The sequence below is a fragment of the Hymenobacter armeniacus genome (genome assembly GCF_014699055.1).
Taxonomy (GTDB): domain Bacteria; phylum Bacteroidota; class Bacteroidia; order Cytophagales; family Hymenobacteraceae; genus Hymenobacter; species Hymenobacter armeniacus.
The window spans coordinates 252,777-267,436 of sequence record NZ_JACXAC010000002.1; the positions used below are offsets into that span (position 1 = coordinate 252,777).

General features: G+C 61.1%; 11 protein-coding genes. 2 read left to right on the top strand and 9 right to left on the bottom strand.

All coding sequences use genetic code 11. The annotated features are described in order from the left end of the window. Positions 1-11: 11 nt before the first annotated feature. The 7 genes from IC234_RS05545 to IC234_RS05575 form a co-directional block, all read right to left on the bottom strand. A complete protein-coding gene (locus tag IC234_RS05545; protein WP_190922859.1) occupies positions 12-4,913 on the bottom strand; it encodes a DNA repair ATPase in 4,902 nt (1,633 codons plus the stop codon). Between the two features lie 190 nt (positions 4,914-5,103). Then, positions 5,104-7,272, bottom strand: coding sequence for a flotillin family protein (locus IC234_RS05550; RefSeq protein ID WP_190922860.1), 2,169 nt, complete (start codon positions 7,270-7,272; stop codon positions 5,104-5,106). Between the two features lie 66 nt (positions 7,273-7,338). After that, positions 7,339-7,971 carry a hypothetical protein gene (locus IC234_RS05555; RefSeq protein WP_190922861.1) on the bottom strand — a complete coding sequence of 211 codons (633 nt, stop codon included), beginning with the start codon at positions 7,969-7,971 and terminating at the stop codon, positions 7,339-7,341. 631 nt (positions 7,972-8,602) lie between these two features. Next, the gene (locus IC234_RS05560) at positions 8,603-8,980 is read right to left on the bottom strand and encodes a VOC family protein (RefSeq protein WP_190922862.1); all 378 of its coding nucleotides are present in this window, start codon (positions 8,978-8,980) and stop codon (positions 8,603-8,605) included. Positions 8,981-8,994: 14 nt separating this feature from the next. Next, positions 8,995-9,531: a dihydrofolate reductase family protein gene (locus tag IC234_RS05565; RefSeq protein WP_190922863.1), complete on the bottom strand. Its 537-nt coding sequence runs from the start codon at positions 9,529-9,531 to the stop codon at positions 8,995-8,997. 22 nt (positions 9,532-9,553) lie between these two features. Beyond that, on the bottom strand, positions 9,554-9,979 hold the full coding sequence (locus IC234_RS05570) for a VOC family protein (protein WP_190922864.1): 426 nt from the start codon (positions 9,977-9,979) through the stop codon (positions 9,554-9,556). 61 nt (positions 9,980-10,040) lie between these two features. Next, positions 10,041-10,472 (bottom strand): DoxX family protein, encoded by a 432-nt coding sequence (locus IC234_RS05575; RefSeq protein ID WP_190922865.1) that lies wholly within the window; start codon positions 10,470-10,472, stop codon positions 10,041-10,043. A 144-nt stretch (positions 10,473-10,616) separates the two neighbouring features. Here IC234_RS05575 and IC234_RS05580 point away from each other — a divergent pair, with 144 nt between their 5' ends. Beyond that, a complete protein-coding gene (locus tag IC234_RS05580) occupies positions 10,617-11,609 on the top strand; it encodes a GlxA family transcriptional regulator (protein ID WP_190922866.1) in 993 nt (330 codons plus the stop codon). Positions 11,610-11,726: 117 nt separating this feature from the next. Here the strand turns inward: IC234_RS05580 and IC234_RS05585 are convergent, their stop codons facing one another. Then, complete coding sequence (locus IC234_RS05585; RefSeq protein WP_190922867.1) at positions 11,727-12,206, bottom strand: hypothetical protein; 480 nt, start codon at positions 12,204-12,206, stop codon at positions 11,727-11,729. Between the two features lie 619 nt (positions 12,207-12,825). Between IC234_RS05585 and IC234_RS05590 the strand changes: the two genes are divergently transcribed. Then, the gene (locus IC234_RS05590) at positions 12,826-14,076 is read left to right on the top strand and encodes a serpin family protein (RefSeq protein WP_190922868.1); all 1,251 of its coding nucleotides are present in this window, start codon (positions 12,826-12,828) and stop codon (positions 14,074-14,076) included. Positions 14,077-14,214: 138 nt separating this feature from the next. Here the strand turns inward: IC234_RS05590 and IC234_RS05595 are convergent, their stop codons facing one another. Further along, positions 14,215-14,634: a response regulator gene (locus tag IC234_RS05595; protein WP_190922869.1), complete on the bottom strand. Its 420-nt coding sequence runs from the start codon at positions 14,632-14,634 to the stop codon at positions 14,215-14,217. Between the last annotated feature and the right edge of the window lie 26 nt (positions 14,635-14,660).

The window sequence follows — 14,660 nt, forward strand, 5'->3', positions numbered from 1 at the left end:
ACTCGCTTGTGCTATCCCTTTTCCAGTACCTGCCGAATTCCGCCCAGCCCGCCGGCAATATTCTCCAGCTGCGTGAGCACGCTTTGCAGCTGCCCGCCGCTGCTGGTGCGCAGGTTGCGCACAAAGGTGGCTTTGATTTGCTGCCAACGCTCCGCTTCCGAATCCTGCAGCCAGCCCAGCAGCTCGCGAAGTTTGAGCAGGTTGGCTTCGGTGCCGCTGGTGAGGGTTTGGGCTTCGTTGTCGTAGTGGGTGGCCAGCAGGGCGCGCACTTCCTCGTCGTTCATCACGGGGCGCACTTTTTCGGCCAGCTTGGCCATGTTGCGGTAGGAGCCCTGCAGCTTGAAAGGCGGCTCGGTGCGGTACTCATTGGCCTGGGCGGCCGAGCGGATGTACTCCTCGTTCACGCGGGCCACCACGTCGCGGATGCGCAGCAGCTTTTGCAGCACGGCCACGTACTCGTTGATTTCCTCGGGCGAGTGGTTGGCTTCGAAGGAGAGGCCGGCGCTGTCGCCGGTTTCGGCCAGCTTGATGAGCGGGTACACGTCGGCCTGGCTTTTGGCGGCAAGGCGGCTGAGGACGGGGTTGGCCACCAGCGCGTTTTCGAGGTAGCTGAGCAGGAAGGTGGCCGCCGTGTCGCCGATGATGTCGCCGAGGTTGTAGATGTCGGCGCGGTTGGCCAGCATGTCGGGGATGCGGAACTGCTCGCCCGATTCGGTATAGGGGTTGCCGGCCATTACCACGGCCACCTTGCGCCCGCGGAAGTCGTAGGTGCGGGCGCGGCCCTGGTACACGCCCTCAATCTTGCGCTGGGCGTCGCACAGGGAGATAAACTTCTGCAGAAACTCGGGGTTGCAGTGCTGAATATCATCAAGATAAATCATCACGTTGTCGCCCATCTCGAAGGCCAGGTTTAGCTTCAGTAGTTCCTCGCGGGCGCCGGAGTTGGGCGCCTGGGCGGGGTCCACGCTGGTCACGGCGTGGCCAATGGCGGGGCCGTTGATTTTCATGAAAATCAGCCCCAGGCGGTTGGCCACGTACTCCATGAGCGTGGTTTTGCCGTAGCCGGGCGGCGACACCAGCAGCAACAGGCCCATGAGGTCGGTGCGTTTGTCGGCCCCCGCCGTACCGATTTGCTTGGCCAGGTTGGCCCCAATGAGCGGCAGGTATACCTCGTCAATCAGCTTGTTGCGCACGAAAGAGGACAGAACCCGGGGCCGAAACTCCGCCAGCCGCAATTCCTCGGCGAAGCGAGCCGCCAGTTCTTTTTTCAGCATCGCGAAAGCCTCAAACAGCGGCACCACCGTGGTGGCGTAGTGGTGCAGGCGCCGCCGGAACTCCGGAAAATACAGCTGATAATTCCGCTCGTGAATGCGGGCGTGCGAGCCTTGCAGGCCCGTCAGCGTCTCGCGCAAGGGCGTGCGAACGATGCGGGCGGCGTCGAACGAAGTGAGCAGCAACACCGCGCACTCATCGCGGAATTCGGACAAATGGCCTGCGGGCAACTGGTGTAAAAACGACTGCAGCCATTGCCGCACCAGTTGAAATTGCGCCGCCGGCTGGTCGGCCAGCAGCGCCACCGAAGCCTCGTATTGCTCCGTAGCATTCCGCTCCTTCAGCGACTGCCGAAACAGTTGATGCAATTCCGCCGCCTCGGCGGCAATGACGAAGGTTTCGCCGCGGGTTAACTCAAAGAATAAATAGTCGCCCGCTTCCGCCAGGTGCGCCGGCGAAAACAAGCCCGTGCCCGTTGCAAACTCCTCGATGGCCAGCTGCAACTCGCCTTTCAGATTGTCGAACTCCCGCGAGTCGGGAAAAACCTGCAGCAGCACGCCGATGCCTTGCAGCTGGTGTTGCCAGGCGGCCTTTTTCTTGCGCCCCGTGAAGCCGTGCCAGTAGAGCGCCGCCGCGGCCCGGGTCTGGGTGGAGTAGCGCAGCAAATCGGCGGTGCGAGCCAGGCGTACCAAGGCTTCGAGCAGCAGGGCCGCGTCGTGGTCGTGCACGCCTTTGAGGTAGCCCTCGGCGTAGCGCGGGGCCATAAACTGCTGCATGTGGGCGGTCAGCTCGGCCACGGTGAGGTGCGACAGCTCGGCCAACGAGAGCACCGCAGGCAGGCCATCCTGGGCGGGCGCAGGGTGCTGGGCCGCTTGCAACAGCAGCCAAGCCAGGTACTCGGCGCGGTACACGTCGGCGTTTTCCGACACCACGGTTTGGTCCCACACAGCGCGGGCGGCCAGCACGGCGGGGTCGGTTATTTTCTGAAAGAAGTTGGTGCCGGTGAGGTGGTAGTGCAGGTCGCCGTCGCGCAGCACGGCCGTCAGCTCCAGCGGCTGGGTGTTCACGGTGAAGGTGTAGGGACCGAATTTCAGGGCCTGGCCCCCATCAGTGAACAACTCGGCGCGGTCCTTGAGCTGGCGCACGGCATCTTCCTTCACCGTTTTGAGGCGGCTCTGGATGTCGTCGGCCTTCACGGGGTCGCCGAGGGTGAGGAGGTCCTGCACGGTCTGGCGCACCTTTTCCACCATCATGTCGGAGGCGAAATACCCGTTGATGTCGGCCACGGTTTCAAAGCGCCCGAGCCGGTTTTGCACCGCTTTCAGGATGCGCTCCGCCGATTGCAGCAGGGCCGAGGCGCGCTGGTTGCGGGCCTCCACCAGGCTCACCTTGCGCGACTCAAACGCCTCCGATACTTCCTCGCGCTTGCCCGCCAGCTGGCTTAGGAACTGGTCGAAGTCCGGGAATTTGCCTTCCAGCTCTTCGAGCTGCACCATGAGCTTGGTGCTGTATTCGTCGCACTTGGCGGGCGCGTCGCACAGGTCGAGGTAATTCACCAACGCCTGGTCGAGCAGCTTGATTTGAGCCGTAAATTCAGCCTGCGCTTCGGTGCCGGCCAGGGCCTGTCGGCGCCGCTTCAGCGCCGCCCGAATCTGGTTGAAGCTGGCGTAAATGGTCGAGATGTTGTCGATGATGCGCGTGGTCTGCGTGGGGTCTTCCATCGGCAGGTTGCTCACCACTTCAATCAGCAGTTCCAGCTCGCCCGATACCGCACTGGCCTGCTTTTCCTGCTCGTTGGCTTCGGCCACTTTCTGCACCTGTTCGATGGCCTCAGCGATGGCCTGCACGCGCACGGTGTAGGGCTTCAGCGCGTCATCTTTCAGCAGGAATTCCACCGTTTGGCCGGCCACGTCCTTGCTGGTTTGTTCCAGCTCGGCGGCGGCTTTTTCCACGGTGGGCAGCTCCACGTAGCGCAGCTCTTTGAGGGAAATGACCTCGCCGCGCACGGTGCGCAATTCGGCCAGCAGCTGCACGTATTCGTTCACGTCGGTGGCCGTGGTGCGCTTGATGCGGCCGATTAGCTCGTCGGCTTTGGCCAGCACGCGCTGGGTTTCGGCCCCCGTGCTTTTGCGGATGCTCAGCACCTTGTCGAACTCTTCCACGGCCGCGTTGGCCGCCTGCTGAATGTCGCGCAACGGCTCGGCCAGCGCCTGGGCGGCCGGCTCGCGCAGCCAGTGATACGTGTCGGTGAGCGTGCCCGTGAGGCGAATTAAATCCAGGTAGAGGCCGGCGTAGCTGTCGTCTTTGCCCAGCAGCGTCAGCACTTCCTGCGCTTCGGCCATGGCGCGCACTATCTCCTTGTTGCCTAGCTTGTAGAGGTAGGAGCCGGAAGTGACGGGCAGCTCAAAATCGGGCGCGACATAGGGCGTCTGCCAAATCTGCACCGCGTGGTGCTTCTTGGGTTCGTCGTCTTTGCGGAAGTAGCACAGCTCGCCGTTCTCAAACAGCGCGTAGCCGTGGCAGCTGATGGGGTTGTCGACCCGCTGCGCGATGATGTTGTAGGAAAGCAGCAGGTAGACGCCGTTGTCCTTATTGTAAAAAACGTACAGAAAATCCTCCCCGTTCGGCGACACAATTCGCTTCTCAAACAGCATGTCGCGCAACCCCTTCTCAAACAGCTTGCCCTCGCCGGTTTGCAGGTAAAATCCGTGCGGAAAAATCAGGCCCTGGTTGTCCGGCAATAACACGCAAGCCTCGGCCAGCGCATCCAGTCGCTGGGCAGTTTGCAGCTTGGAATTATACAGTAAATACCGGTAATCCTGCTCCTGATACGGCCGGATTTTCAGCAGAATGATATTGCCAACTACCGCGTAATAAATTTCCGAATCATCCAGCGTCTGGTCTTTGTCGAGCACCGGTTCGGCGTAGATGCCGCGCCCGGTAGTTGTGTTGTTTTCCACCTTGATGGTGAGGTCGCCGTGGATGGTTTCAACAAAAACCTTGTCCTCGATGCTAATGTGCGGGTGTTTGCCCGAGCGCTGCATGTCGCGCGTGGTGCGCTTCCAGGCAAATTCGTGCTGCGGTGGAAACACGTATTCGTGGTCGCTGCGGTTGTCGATGTACGTGAGCGCATCGCCCTGCAGCAGCCACTTAAACGTCTTGATGTCGTTGGCGCTTTTGCCCACCCGAAACACCATAAACAAATGGCTGCCGAGCACCGCGAATTTGACAAATTGCGTGTTCTTATAGTAGCGGTATAAATTCCGAAATTCCTCCGCGAATTGGGCGTTGGAAATTAAGTCTAACGGGAGCGGGGTAAACTCATGATTGGCGTAGGAATAGGCCCCGAAAACATCGGATAATTCCACCTCCGTTTTCAGCCCGATGACGACGTTGAAACCGAAGAGAAAACGGTGGCCCACCGGCACCATGTCCCACGGCACGCAATTGTGCTCCGTGCTGATGCGGCCCGTTCCAATCAGCTTGGTGTCGATGGCCCCGAAAACAGTCTTGCGCTCGGCGTTCAGCTTGTCGATGCGCGTCTTCAATTCGGCCCCGCCTTTTTGCAAGCGGTTGCGCAGGATTTCGTAGGTGCCGCCTTCTAATTTGACGTCCGGCGAGGACGCGGTAGTTGGTTCCATAGCAGGGGTGCCAGGGCAATGCGGGAAGTTGTGGGGATGGGCCAGGAAGAATGGCCAAAAAAACGTGTCACGCTGAGCGCAGCCGAAGCATCTCTACCGCAATAGTAAATCTGGTTACTCTTCGCAGTAAAGATGCTTCGACAAGCGGATGCCAGATGCGCATGACGGGCTGCTTTTGTGCTGATTCAGCTTACGCCAAATTCAGCGTTTTCACCGGCTTGTCGCCAATGCCCAAGGCCTTGGCCGTGCTCGTCAGCTGCGTGATGGTGTTGCGCGTCGCCTCGTCGCCGGCCTTGTTCATCATTTGCAGCAGCAGCGCCGAGACGCTCAGGTTCTTCATGTCCTCGCTATTAAGGCCGAACTGGTCCACGAAGCGGCGCAGGTTGGTTTTGAAGTCTCCCCCGCCATCGTGGCCAAAAAAAGCGTCTTTCACCGTGCCCAGTACTTCGGAGTTGTGCACGGCGCGGTCCACCATTTTGCCCTTGGTAATGGAGCCGATAATCTGGTCGAAGAACATGGTTTCGCCGCCCACTATGTCGATTTTGGCCGATTTGAGGGCTTCCGAAATGACCCCGGCCTGGGCACCGGCAATGTCTTTCTGAATGTTGATTTGGGCCAATTCCACGGCCTTGTCCTTGTCGAGGCGCAGCTTGAACTCTTCGTGGTCTTTGCCCACGCCGTCGAGCTTTTTCATGGCGTCGGCCTTGGCTTCGATGCCCTTGGCTTCCACCGCGAAGCGCTGCTCGTTCACGGTCACTTCGGCCAAGCCGCGCTTCTGGTCGGCGTCGGCTTTGGCTTCGATGACGCTGGCTTCGGCCAGGCCTTTCTCCAGGTTTACTTTGGCGGCTACCACGCCCAACTTTTCGTCGGCTTCGGCCTGGGCCGTGGCCCGCACCTGAATGGATTGGGCTTCGGCCGTGGCCGTGAGCTGCATTACGTTGGCCTCCGACTCGCCTTCCTTCTGGCGGGCGGCGGCCTTGGCTTGCATCACCTGGGCTTCGGCCAGGCCCACGGCGCTGGCTTTGCTGGCCTCGGCTTCGGCCATGATGCGCACGGCCTGTGAGCGGTGCTCGGCCGCGGCTTTCTCGGCTTCGGCATCAATGAGGGCTTGCTTGGCGCGGAACTCGGCGGCTTGCTTTTCCATCTCGGCCGTGCCCACCAGGGCGATGGTCGACTGCTCGGTTTCCTGCCGGGCTTTGGTCACGGCCACCAGTTTTTCGCGGTCGGCCTGGGCCTGGGCGCGGGTGTCCTTGATGCGCTCCTCTTCAATTACCGTGGCTTTCTCCACCGTAATGCGCTCCCGAATGATGCCCTGAATGTTCTTGCGCTCTTCTTCCAGGGCTTTTTCCTTTTCAATCTGGGCCAGGGCCACGATGCGCTCCCGCTCGTTGATTTCCAAGGAGCGGGCCTGCTCCACGCGCTCGGTTTCCACGGCGTCGGTGCGCTGCTTGTTGCGCTCGGCCACCAAAATTTGCCGGTCGCGGTTTTGCTCCGAAATCTTGATTTCCTCGTCGGCCATGATGCGGGCTTTCTCGCCCTTCATGCGCTCCTCCTGGCGCACCTTTTCGGTTTCGGCGGCTTCGCGGGCCTTGATGTTGGCAATTTCGCGGTACTGCTTTTCCTGGTTTTCGGCCAGTTGCTTTTCGAGCTGCAGAATGGTTTCCTGCGCTTCCACGTCCTGCTTCTTGATGGTTTTCTGCTGGTCGCGCTGAATTTGATTGGCCTGAATTTTCTGTTCCGACGTCAGGGCAATAATTTTCTTGATGCCTTCCGCGTCGAGAATGTTGTCCTGGTTCAGCGAGGTCAGCGGGGTTTGCTCCAGGTAATCAATGGCGCAGTCATCCAGCACGTACCCGTTCAAATCAGTGCCGATGATGCGCAGAATCTCCTGCTTGAACTGTTCGCGGGAGTTATAGAGTTCGATGAAATCGAAATGCTTGCCCACCGTTTTCAGGGCTTCGGAAAACTTGGCGTCGAACAAGCTTTCCAGCGCCAGCGGGTCGGAGGCGCGGTGCGCGCCGATGCTTTGGGCCACGTTCACCACGTCGTCGTGCGTTTTATTGACGCGGATGAAGAAATTCACTTTCACGTCGGCCCGCAGGTTGTCTTTGCACACCAGCCCTTCGGAGCCGGCCCGCGAAATGACGATGGTTTTCAGCTTAATATCCATCACCTCCAGTTTGTGGAGAATGGGCACCACGATGATGCCCGAGAACGAAACCTTGGCATCGCCCATGCCGGTGCGCAGCAGGGCCTCGCCCTGCACGGCTTTCTTGTACATCTTGGCGATGACCGCCAAAAAGCCAAGGAGAAACAGGCCGACGATAATCAGAACGGCCCAGGAAAGGGAAGCTAGCATGGGAGTAGGAGTGGTGGAATAAGGTAGGTGATGGGTGCGTTGAAATGGTTGTAGGGGAAAGCCAGGTTACTGCACTTGGTAAGGTTCGACCACGTAGCAGCGCCGCGTTGCGTCGAAGTCGATGACCAAGCCGGTGTCGCCCTTCGTCAGCGGCGTGCCGGTGCTGCGCACGTTCAGCATGAGCGGGGCCCCGTCGATGCGCACCGAGGCCTGGCCCAAGTGGCTGGAAGTGGCCGGCAGCAGCACGGTACACACCTTGCCAATGACCACCACGTCGGAGTCGTGGTCCTTTTCCAGCGCCGTGAATAGCTTCACGAAAGGCAGGGTGAGAACCTTGGCCACAAACAAACTGCCGACGAACAAGGGCAGCAAGAAGCCCACTCCTAACAGCCAGGAAGTGTTTCCGGTGTAGTGATTGACCAGTATGCTGCCCGCCCACAGCGGCAAAAACACGAAGCTGAGGAACACCATCAGCGGGATGCGGCCCAGGTTGAAAAAGGCCAGGGCGCCATTGAACCAGCTGCTATTGGCCGCTTCGGGGTGAAAATCGCCGGGGTCATCCACGTCCAAATCGAGGTCCACCGTTTTCATGTCGAGCAAACCCACTATCACCGTGAGCCAGTAGAGCAACACAAAAACCAGCAGCCCCGTGGCGACCAGATTAGGCGGAGAGACGGCGGCTTGTAAAAGTTCGGTCATGGGCGTATACAGGGCAGCTTAAAGGTAGGAGTATTCGGCCGATTCCAACGCCGGTCTGGCCCGTTTGGTCTGGTCGCCGTAGCCAAGTATTTGTTTTTAATGCGTTGAATTCTTCCCTCGTTTGCCGGCGTCATTTGCTTGTGGAGGGCGATGCTCACCGTCGCGCGGGCTTTGAGGCTTTCAGCTCGTTTTCTCACGAATGGCAGACTTGAGGGCAGGCACGCGCTGTCCCATTTGGGCAGCGGAGTGCTCAACTTAGGGTAGTCGGTGGCGGCGCGCGCGGCCTTGGCCTCTTCCGGCTGGTTTTGTGATTGGCTGTTTCGGCGCGGAAGCTCTCGTTGCGGGCCCAGAGGGTTACGGCCTTCGCCACTGCCAATCCGTGTAGGTCTTTTTTTGAAGTCCTGTTGGAGGTCACACCGGCCCTGTTCGATGAACGAATGGCCCGAGCTAGAGGGTAAAGCAGAAGAACTTGCGATGTGAACAAGGGGCTGTAGCTAAAACGATTATCCTTCAAAAGCAGAAAGCCGGGGCGAAGCAATACCATGCTTCTCCCCGGCTTTTCATACGGTGTGCTGTCCCTGCTTTGCGAAGCTGCCTGCCCCGGAGGCAGGCAGCTTCGATGATGGCCTCGCTACCGTTGCCCGCTAATTTCCTGCAGCGTCCAGGTATTGCCGTCGGGGTCTTGAAACCCGGAATATTTGATGCCGCCCAGGTCCTGAATGGCGCCCATGGCCACGCCGCGGCCGGCCAGCGCGGCGCGGGCCTCTTCAATGCTATCGACCACCAGGTGCAGGCCCCGCAGCGAGCCGGGCGCCATGGCAATGCCCGCCAAGCCCTCGGCCAGCACCACGGAACAGGCCGAGCCGGGCGGCGTGAGCTGCACCACGCGCACCGGGCCACCCGGCCGCACGTCGTGGTCGAGCCGGAAGCCCACTTGCTCGGCGTAGAAGTGCTTGGCGCGGTCGATGTCGGCGACGGGCACGGGAATGAGCTCTAGTTTAAGGTTCATCGAGGTGGGAGATGTCAGGCCGTGGCCCGTTCGTAGGTGAGGACGAGCACGCCGGTGCGGGTGGTGTGCGACGATTTTAGCGTGAAGTCCGAGCCGATTTCGGCGGTGAACAGGCGCTTGCCGGTGCCCCGCACCAGCGGGAACACCATGAGGCGGTAGGTATCAATCAACTGGTGCTGGCGCAGGTATTCCGCCAGCTGCCCGCTCCCGTAAATCAACAGGTTCTGGCCGGGCTCCTCTTTCAGTTTGGCCACGGCCGCGGCCACGTCACCCCGAATGATTTCGGCGTTCCACTCGGCGGTTTGGAGCGTGCGCGAGGCCACGTGCTTGGGCAGGCGGTTCATGAGGTCGGCGCCGGGGGCGTCGGGCATGTTGGGCCAGGCCCCGGCGAAGGCCTCGTAGGTCACGCGGCCCAGCAGCAGGGCATCGGCGGCCTGCATGAGCTCGCCCTGAAACTCGCCCAGCTCGTCGTTGAAGTACGGTTGGGTCCAGGCCGGGTTTTCCATCACCCCGTCCAGGGTGAGGTATTCGGCAGCAACTACTTTGCACATAGAATGTTGGTAAGGGAGGCGGCTACTCGCCGGAGCAGTTCCACAAATTGAACATCCACTCCGTGCCGAACCGGTCGATGAGCGTCCCGAACTTACCGCCCCAGAACATATCTGCCAGCGGGTCGACGACGGTGCCGCCCTCGCCGAGCTTGGCGAACAGGGCGTTGAGTTCCGCCTCGCTGTCGCAGTTCAGGCACATGGCAATGTTGTTGCCGGGCGCAAACGGGCGGCGCGTATCCAAGGCGTCGCAGGCCATGAGCACGAGCGGGCCAGCGGTGAGGGAGCCGTGCATAATCTGGTCCTGGGCTTCGGCGGGCAGGTGCCCGGCCATGGCCGTATCGCCGACGCGCATCAGGTTGAGCTCGCCGCCAAGGCAGCTGTGATAGAAAGTGAGGGCTTCGCGGCACGTGCCGTTGGGAAATGCGAGATGGGGGTTTAACGAGGCCATGAGCGTGGCAGGGGGGAAGAGGTGAAAGGAAAAGATGAGCGGTTGAAAAGCCCGGCAAAGGCTAAATGGCATAGGCCGGGCTGGCCGCCTCGGCTGGTGCGGCGGCCGCGGCCAGCCGCGCCCGGCCGGCCAGATACTGCTTCCACAGGAAATACATACCGAGCAGCACGGCCAGCATCACCGCAGCCGGAACAGCGGCCGCCACGCCCATGCCCGCAAACAGCACCGAGGCGCCCGCGCCCACAAAGTCGATGGCAAAGCCGGCGTAGGCCCATTCCTTCAGTGCGCGGTACTTATTTTGGAGCAGGGCCAGCGCGCCCAGAATTTTGGCCGCGCCGGTGATGTCCATGATGTAGACGGGATAGCCAAGCTGCTTCATGGCGACCACGCCGTTTTGCTCGTGCAGCAAGCCGGCGACGCCGTCGGCCAGCATCATCAGGCAGAAAAGAATGGTGAGGCCCCAGTAGAGGCGGGCGGTGGTGCGGGGTTTCATAACAAGAGGTTTTGGGGGTGAAGAAAGTTGTTTTAGTATTCCTAACTGATTTAGCAAAGGTATTAGCAAAGCTGACATGCCACAGGGGGGAATCGCGCCCAAATAGGGGGCCGAATGCGCCAGGCTTGTGCCTACATTTGGGCCATGAAGCACGTATCCATATTGGTGCCCGCCGGCGAGGCCGTGGTGGGCAGCATTGAGGGGCCGCACAAGGTGCTGTGCCAGGTAAACGACCTGCTGGCCAGCATGGGCCAGCCGCCCGCTTTCGCGGTGGAGCTGGTGGGCCTCACCCGGCACAAGGCCTTCAACCGCGGCCTGTTCACGCTGCGCGCCGACCGCCTGCTCGACGAAGACTTCAGCACCGACCTCATCCTCATTCCCGCCCCGCACGGCGACCTGGCCGAGGCCGTGGCGCTCAACCAAGAGTTTCTGCCCTGGATAGTGCGCCAGCACCGCGCCGGGGCCGAAGTGGCCAGCCTGTGCCTGGGCGCGTTTATTCTGGCCGCCACGGGCCTGATGGACGGCAAAAAGTGCGCGACGCACTGGCTCGGCGCCCCGCAGTTCGCGGCCATGTACCCGCGGGTGCACCTCGTACCCGAACAGGTCATCACCGACGAGCAGGGCCTGTACAGCAGCGGCGGGGCCTATTCCTACCTCAACCTGGTGCTCTACCTCATCGAAAAGCACGTGAGCCGCGACGTGGCCGTGTGCTGCGCCAAGGTGTTTCAGATTGACATCGGGCGCCAGAGCCAGTCGCCGTTTGTCATTTTCCAGGGCCAGAAGGGGCACGACGACGAGCCCATCAAAAAGGCCCAGGAGTTCATAGAAAAGAACCTGGCCGGCAAAATTACCATCGACGACCTGGCCGCGCTGTGCTGCCTGAGCCGTCGCAACTTTGAGCGGCGCTTCCGCAAAGCCACCGGCAACGCCGTGGCCGAATACGTGCAGCGCGTGAAGATTGAAGCCGCCAAAATGAGCCTCGAATCGTCGCAGGACAACGTGAGCGAGGTCATGTATTCGGTGGGCTACACCGACACCAAGGCGTTTCGCACGCTGTTTAAGCGCATCACGGGCGTGTCGCCGGTGGCGTACCGCGACCGGTACAGCCGCAAGCGCCCCTTGGCCGCGGCGGCCTAGGCGGGCACCAAAACGACTCGGCCCCCGGTGGCGCCGTGCGGGGCACGGGCGTCCATCGGGGGCCGAGTCATGTAGCGGTGGGCCTCGTCGCCAGGCCCACCGCTCTGGCTGGGGCGGTTAGCGGGTCACCGAGGCAATGGCTGCCGGGGCTTGGGCGGGCGTCAGTTCGGGCACCGAGATGGTGGTTTGCGGGCCTTTTTGCACCTGCACGTTGTAGCGGTACCGCTCGCGGCCCACGCGCAGCAGCACGGCATACTTACCGGCCGGCACGCCGGCAAAGTTGAGCTTGCTGCCGTAGGAGGCCTGGCGGTTTACTTCGCTCATCAGGAAGGTGTTGTGCGTGAGGCACAGCACGTCCATGCGCACTTTTTCGAGCTTGGGATTTTCGACGGTGAAGGACAGGCACTGCGCGTCGGCTTGCTTGGCTTTCACGGCGGGGCCGTCTTGGGCCAGGGCCGTGCCGGCGGTGCCCAATACGGCCAGGCCGCCCAAGAGCAGGGCCCGCAACATCGAGGCCGAAGCCAGGCGCTGAGCGCGGGTGGAGGTGGTGGCGCCAGTCAGTTGCTGGGCGGGGCGGAGGGAGAGGAAACGGTTCATGATACTTACAGAAAAAAGGTGAGGGTGAATTTTTTGCAGAAAAAAGGCGGGGCGGCAGGCGGAGAAGAGTGGCGTGTGCTACAGTACTGGGCGACGAACAGTACAAATGTATGGTAGGTACTTTGTAAAGCAAGGTACTGTTACCATGGATGTGCGAAAATTGTGATTTTACTTCCTTTACTGATTGATTATCAGCGACAAAATTTTTGAAATAATTTTGGTTGCTGTGGCGGCTGGGCGTTCTTAGGGTAACTGCAGCAGGGTGGCCGAACTGGCAGGCCATCGGTAGGGCGCTACTGTACAGAAGATGCGAACGAAAGAAAAAGGTTGCCTGAGGAGCGTGCGAGGTGGGCCGAGCGGTGCAAAACGAGGGGAGGAGGGCGCTTTCAAAAGTGGATACCGCCGCAAGTGGCAAACGTTACAGCCCGTCAGAAAAAAAATATTCAGGAGTTAAAATGATTGTGGCGAGCGCCTAGCCTGCTGTTTAGGAGCAGAATAGCGCGGGCTCCGCCGCCGTCCGCTGGCCGCCGTGCAACCGGGCGACGGTGTTGCCGGTCAGAAACCCGGAAGGCGGCCGCGCCCGGCCCCGAATTGGTTTGCCACTTTACCCTACTGCATTATGTCAACATTTTCTGCAAAAACGGCCCTGCTGGGCCTGCTGGCCGGGGGCCTGCTGTTTTCGTCCTGTCAGAAGCATGATGTGGCTGCGCCCAACCCAGCCGCGCCCGAGGCTATGCCCGTGCGGCCACTCACCGGTGCCGAGCGCAACACCGTGACCAGCGCCAACGATTTCGCCTTCCAGGCGTTTGGCGCGTTGCGCGCCGCCACGCCGGCCGACAACATTTGCATCTCGCCCTTGAGCATTTCGGCGGCCCTCACCATGGCCTACAACGGGGCCGACGGCTCCACCAAGGCCGCCATGAAGCAAACGCTGGGCTTCCAGCCGCTCACCGACCTGCAAATCAACGAGGCCTTCCAAAGTCTGTTTGCGCTGCTGGGCGGGCTCGACCCCAAGGTTACTTTCACCACCGGCAACTCCATTTGGGTGGGGCAGCAGTACCAGCTACAGGCGCCGTTTGTGCAAACCAACCAGCAGTATTTTGGGGCCACGGTGCAGCCCGTGGCCTTCGGGGTGCCGGCCACCACCGCCCTCATCAACAATTGGGTGAACACCCAGACCCAGGGCAAGATTACCAGCATCCTCAACGGCACCAACCCCAACGACGTGATGTACCTCATCAACGCGCTCTACTTTAAAGGCGCCTGGACGTACCGCTTCGACCCGCAAAACACGCGCCCCGGGTCTTTTTTCTACGAAAACGGCACCTCGGCCACCAAGAGCTTCATGAGCCTGACCACCGGCCGCTACCGCCGCTACCGCGACGCCCAGCAGCTGGTGGTGGACCTGCCTTATGGCAACCGGCGCTTTAGCATGACGCTCGTGGTGCCGCAGGGCCAGAACACGCTGGCCAGCGTAGCCGGCCGCCTCACCAACTCCCAACTTAACGCCTGGCTGGCCGCCACCGACTCGACCGGCCTGGAACTGCGGCTGCCCAAGTTCCAGCTGGCCTACGAGCAGAAGCTCAACGCCATGCTCACGCAGCTGGGCATGGGCGTGGCCTTCTCGGGCCAGGCCAACTTTGGCCGCATGCTGGCCGGTGGCTCCAGCGGCCTGGCCATCAGCGAAGTGAAGCACAAAACGTTTCTCGACGTGAACGAAGACGGCACCGAGGCGGCGGCCGTTACCTCGGTAGGAATTGTGGTGACTTCTTTGCCCCAGCCCACGTTTGTGGACCGGCCTTTCCTGTTTCTCATCCGCGAAAAATCGACGGGCAGCATCCTGTTTATGGGGCAGATGACGAATCCCTAGACGCCGCGCTGCCCACGCGCGTTTGCTGAAGCCACCATGCAGCGGCTTGTGGTTTAATATGCAGCATAGGGCATCATGAGCCGTAAAAAAGCCCCGCCATTAGCTGGCGGGGCTTTTTTACGGCTTGGCAAGTGACTATCAGCAGGCGCGCTGGCGCTGGAAGTGCAGCCGCAGCACGGTGTCTAGTTTTTCCTGGGTCAGGGGTTTGTTGATGCGGCCGGCCGCGGGCAGGCCGTCGAGGCGGGTGAGGTCGCGCGCGTCCATGGAGGTGGTGAGGACTACCACGGTGGTGGCGTGGCGCTGGGCCGGCGGCAGCCGCTGAAACGCCTCCAAAAACTCAATGCCATTCATCACCGGCATCTGGATGTCGAGCAGAATGAGGGAGGGATAGTGGGGCTGCGGCCCGGCGCCCGACTGCTGCAACACGGCCAGCGCCTGCTGTCCGTTTTCGGCCACCAGAATGCGCTCGGCCACGTCGTGGCGCTTAAGCAGGCGTTCGTTGAGGAAGTTATTGGTCGCGTCGTCATCGACCAGCAGCACGCTGGAAAGGGTGGGCATAGCTCCCAACTACGCAAGGGCACGCG

Coding starts and splice junctions, on each gene's coding strand:
- IC234_RS05545 (WP_190922859.1), bottom strand. CDS start 4,913: ATGGAACCAACTACCGCGTCCTCGCCGGACGTCAAATTAGAAGGCGGC.
- IC234_RS05560 (WP_190922862.1), bottom strand. CDS start 8,980: ATGAACCTTAAACTAGAGCTCATTCCCGTGCCCGTCGCCGACATCGAC.
- IC234_RS05550 (WP_190922860.1), bottom strand. CDS start 7,272: ATGCTAGCTTCCCTTTCCTGGGCCGTTCTGATTATCGTCGGCCTGTTT.
- IC234_RS05565 (WP_190922863.1), bottom strand. CDS start 9,531: ATGTGCAAAGTAGTTGCTGCCGAATACCTCACCCTGGACGGGGTGATG.
- IC234_RS05585 (WP_190922867.1), bottom strand. CDS start 12,206: ATGAACCGTTTCCTCTCCCTCCGCCCCGCCCAGCAACTGACTGGCGCC.
- IC234_RS05580 (WP_190922866.1), top strand. CDS start 10,617: ATGAAGCACGTATCCATATTGGTGCCCGCCGGCGAGGCCGTGGTGGGC.
- IC234_RS05575 (WP_190922865.1), bottom strand. CDS start 10,472: ATGAAACCCCGCACCACCGCCCGCCTCTACTGGGGCCTCACCATTCTT.
- IC234_RS05555 (WP_190922861.1), bottom strand. CDS start 7,971: ATGACCGAACTTTTACAAGCCGCCGTCTCTCCGCCTAATCTGGTCGCC.
- IC234_RS05595 (WP_190922869.1), bottom strand. CDS start 14,634: ATGCCCACCCTTTCCAGCGTGCTGCTGGTCGATGACGACGCGACCAAT.
- IC234_RS05570 (WP_190922864.1), bottom strand. CDS start 9,979: ATGGCCTCGTTAAACCCCCATCTCGCATTTCCCAACGGCACGTGCCGC.
- IC234_RS05590 (WP_190922868.1), top strand. CDS start 12,826: ATGTCAACATTTTCTGCAAAAACGGCCCTGCTGGGCCTGCTGGCCGGG.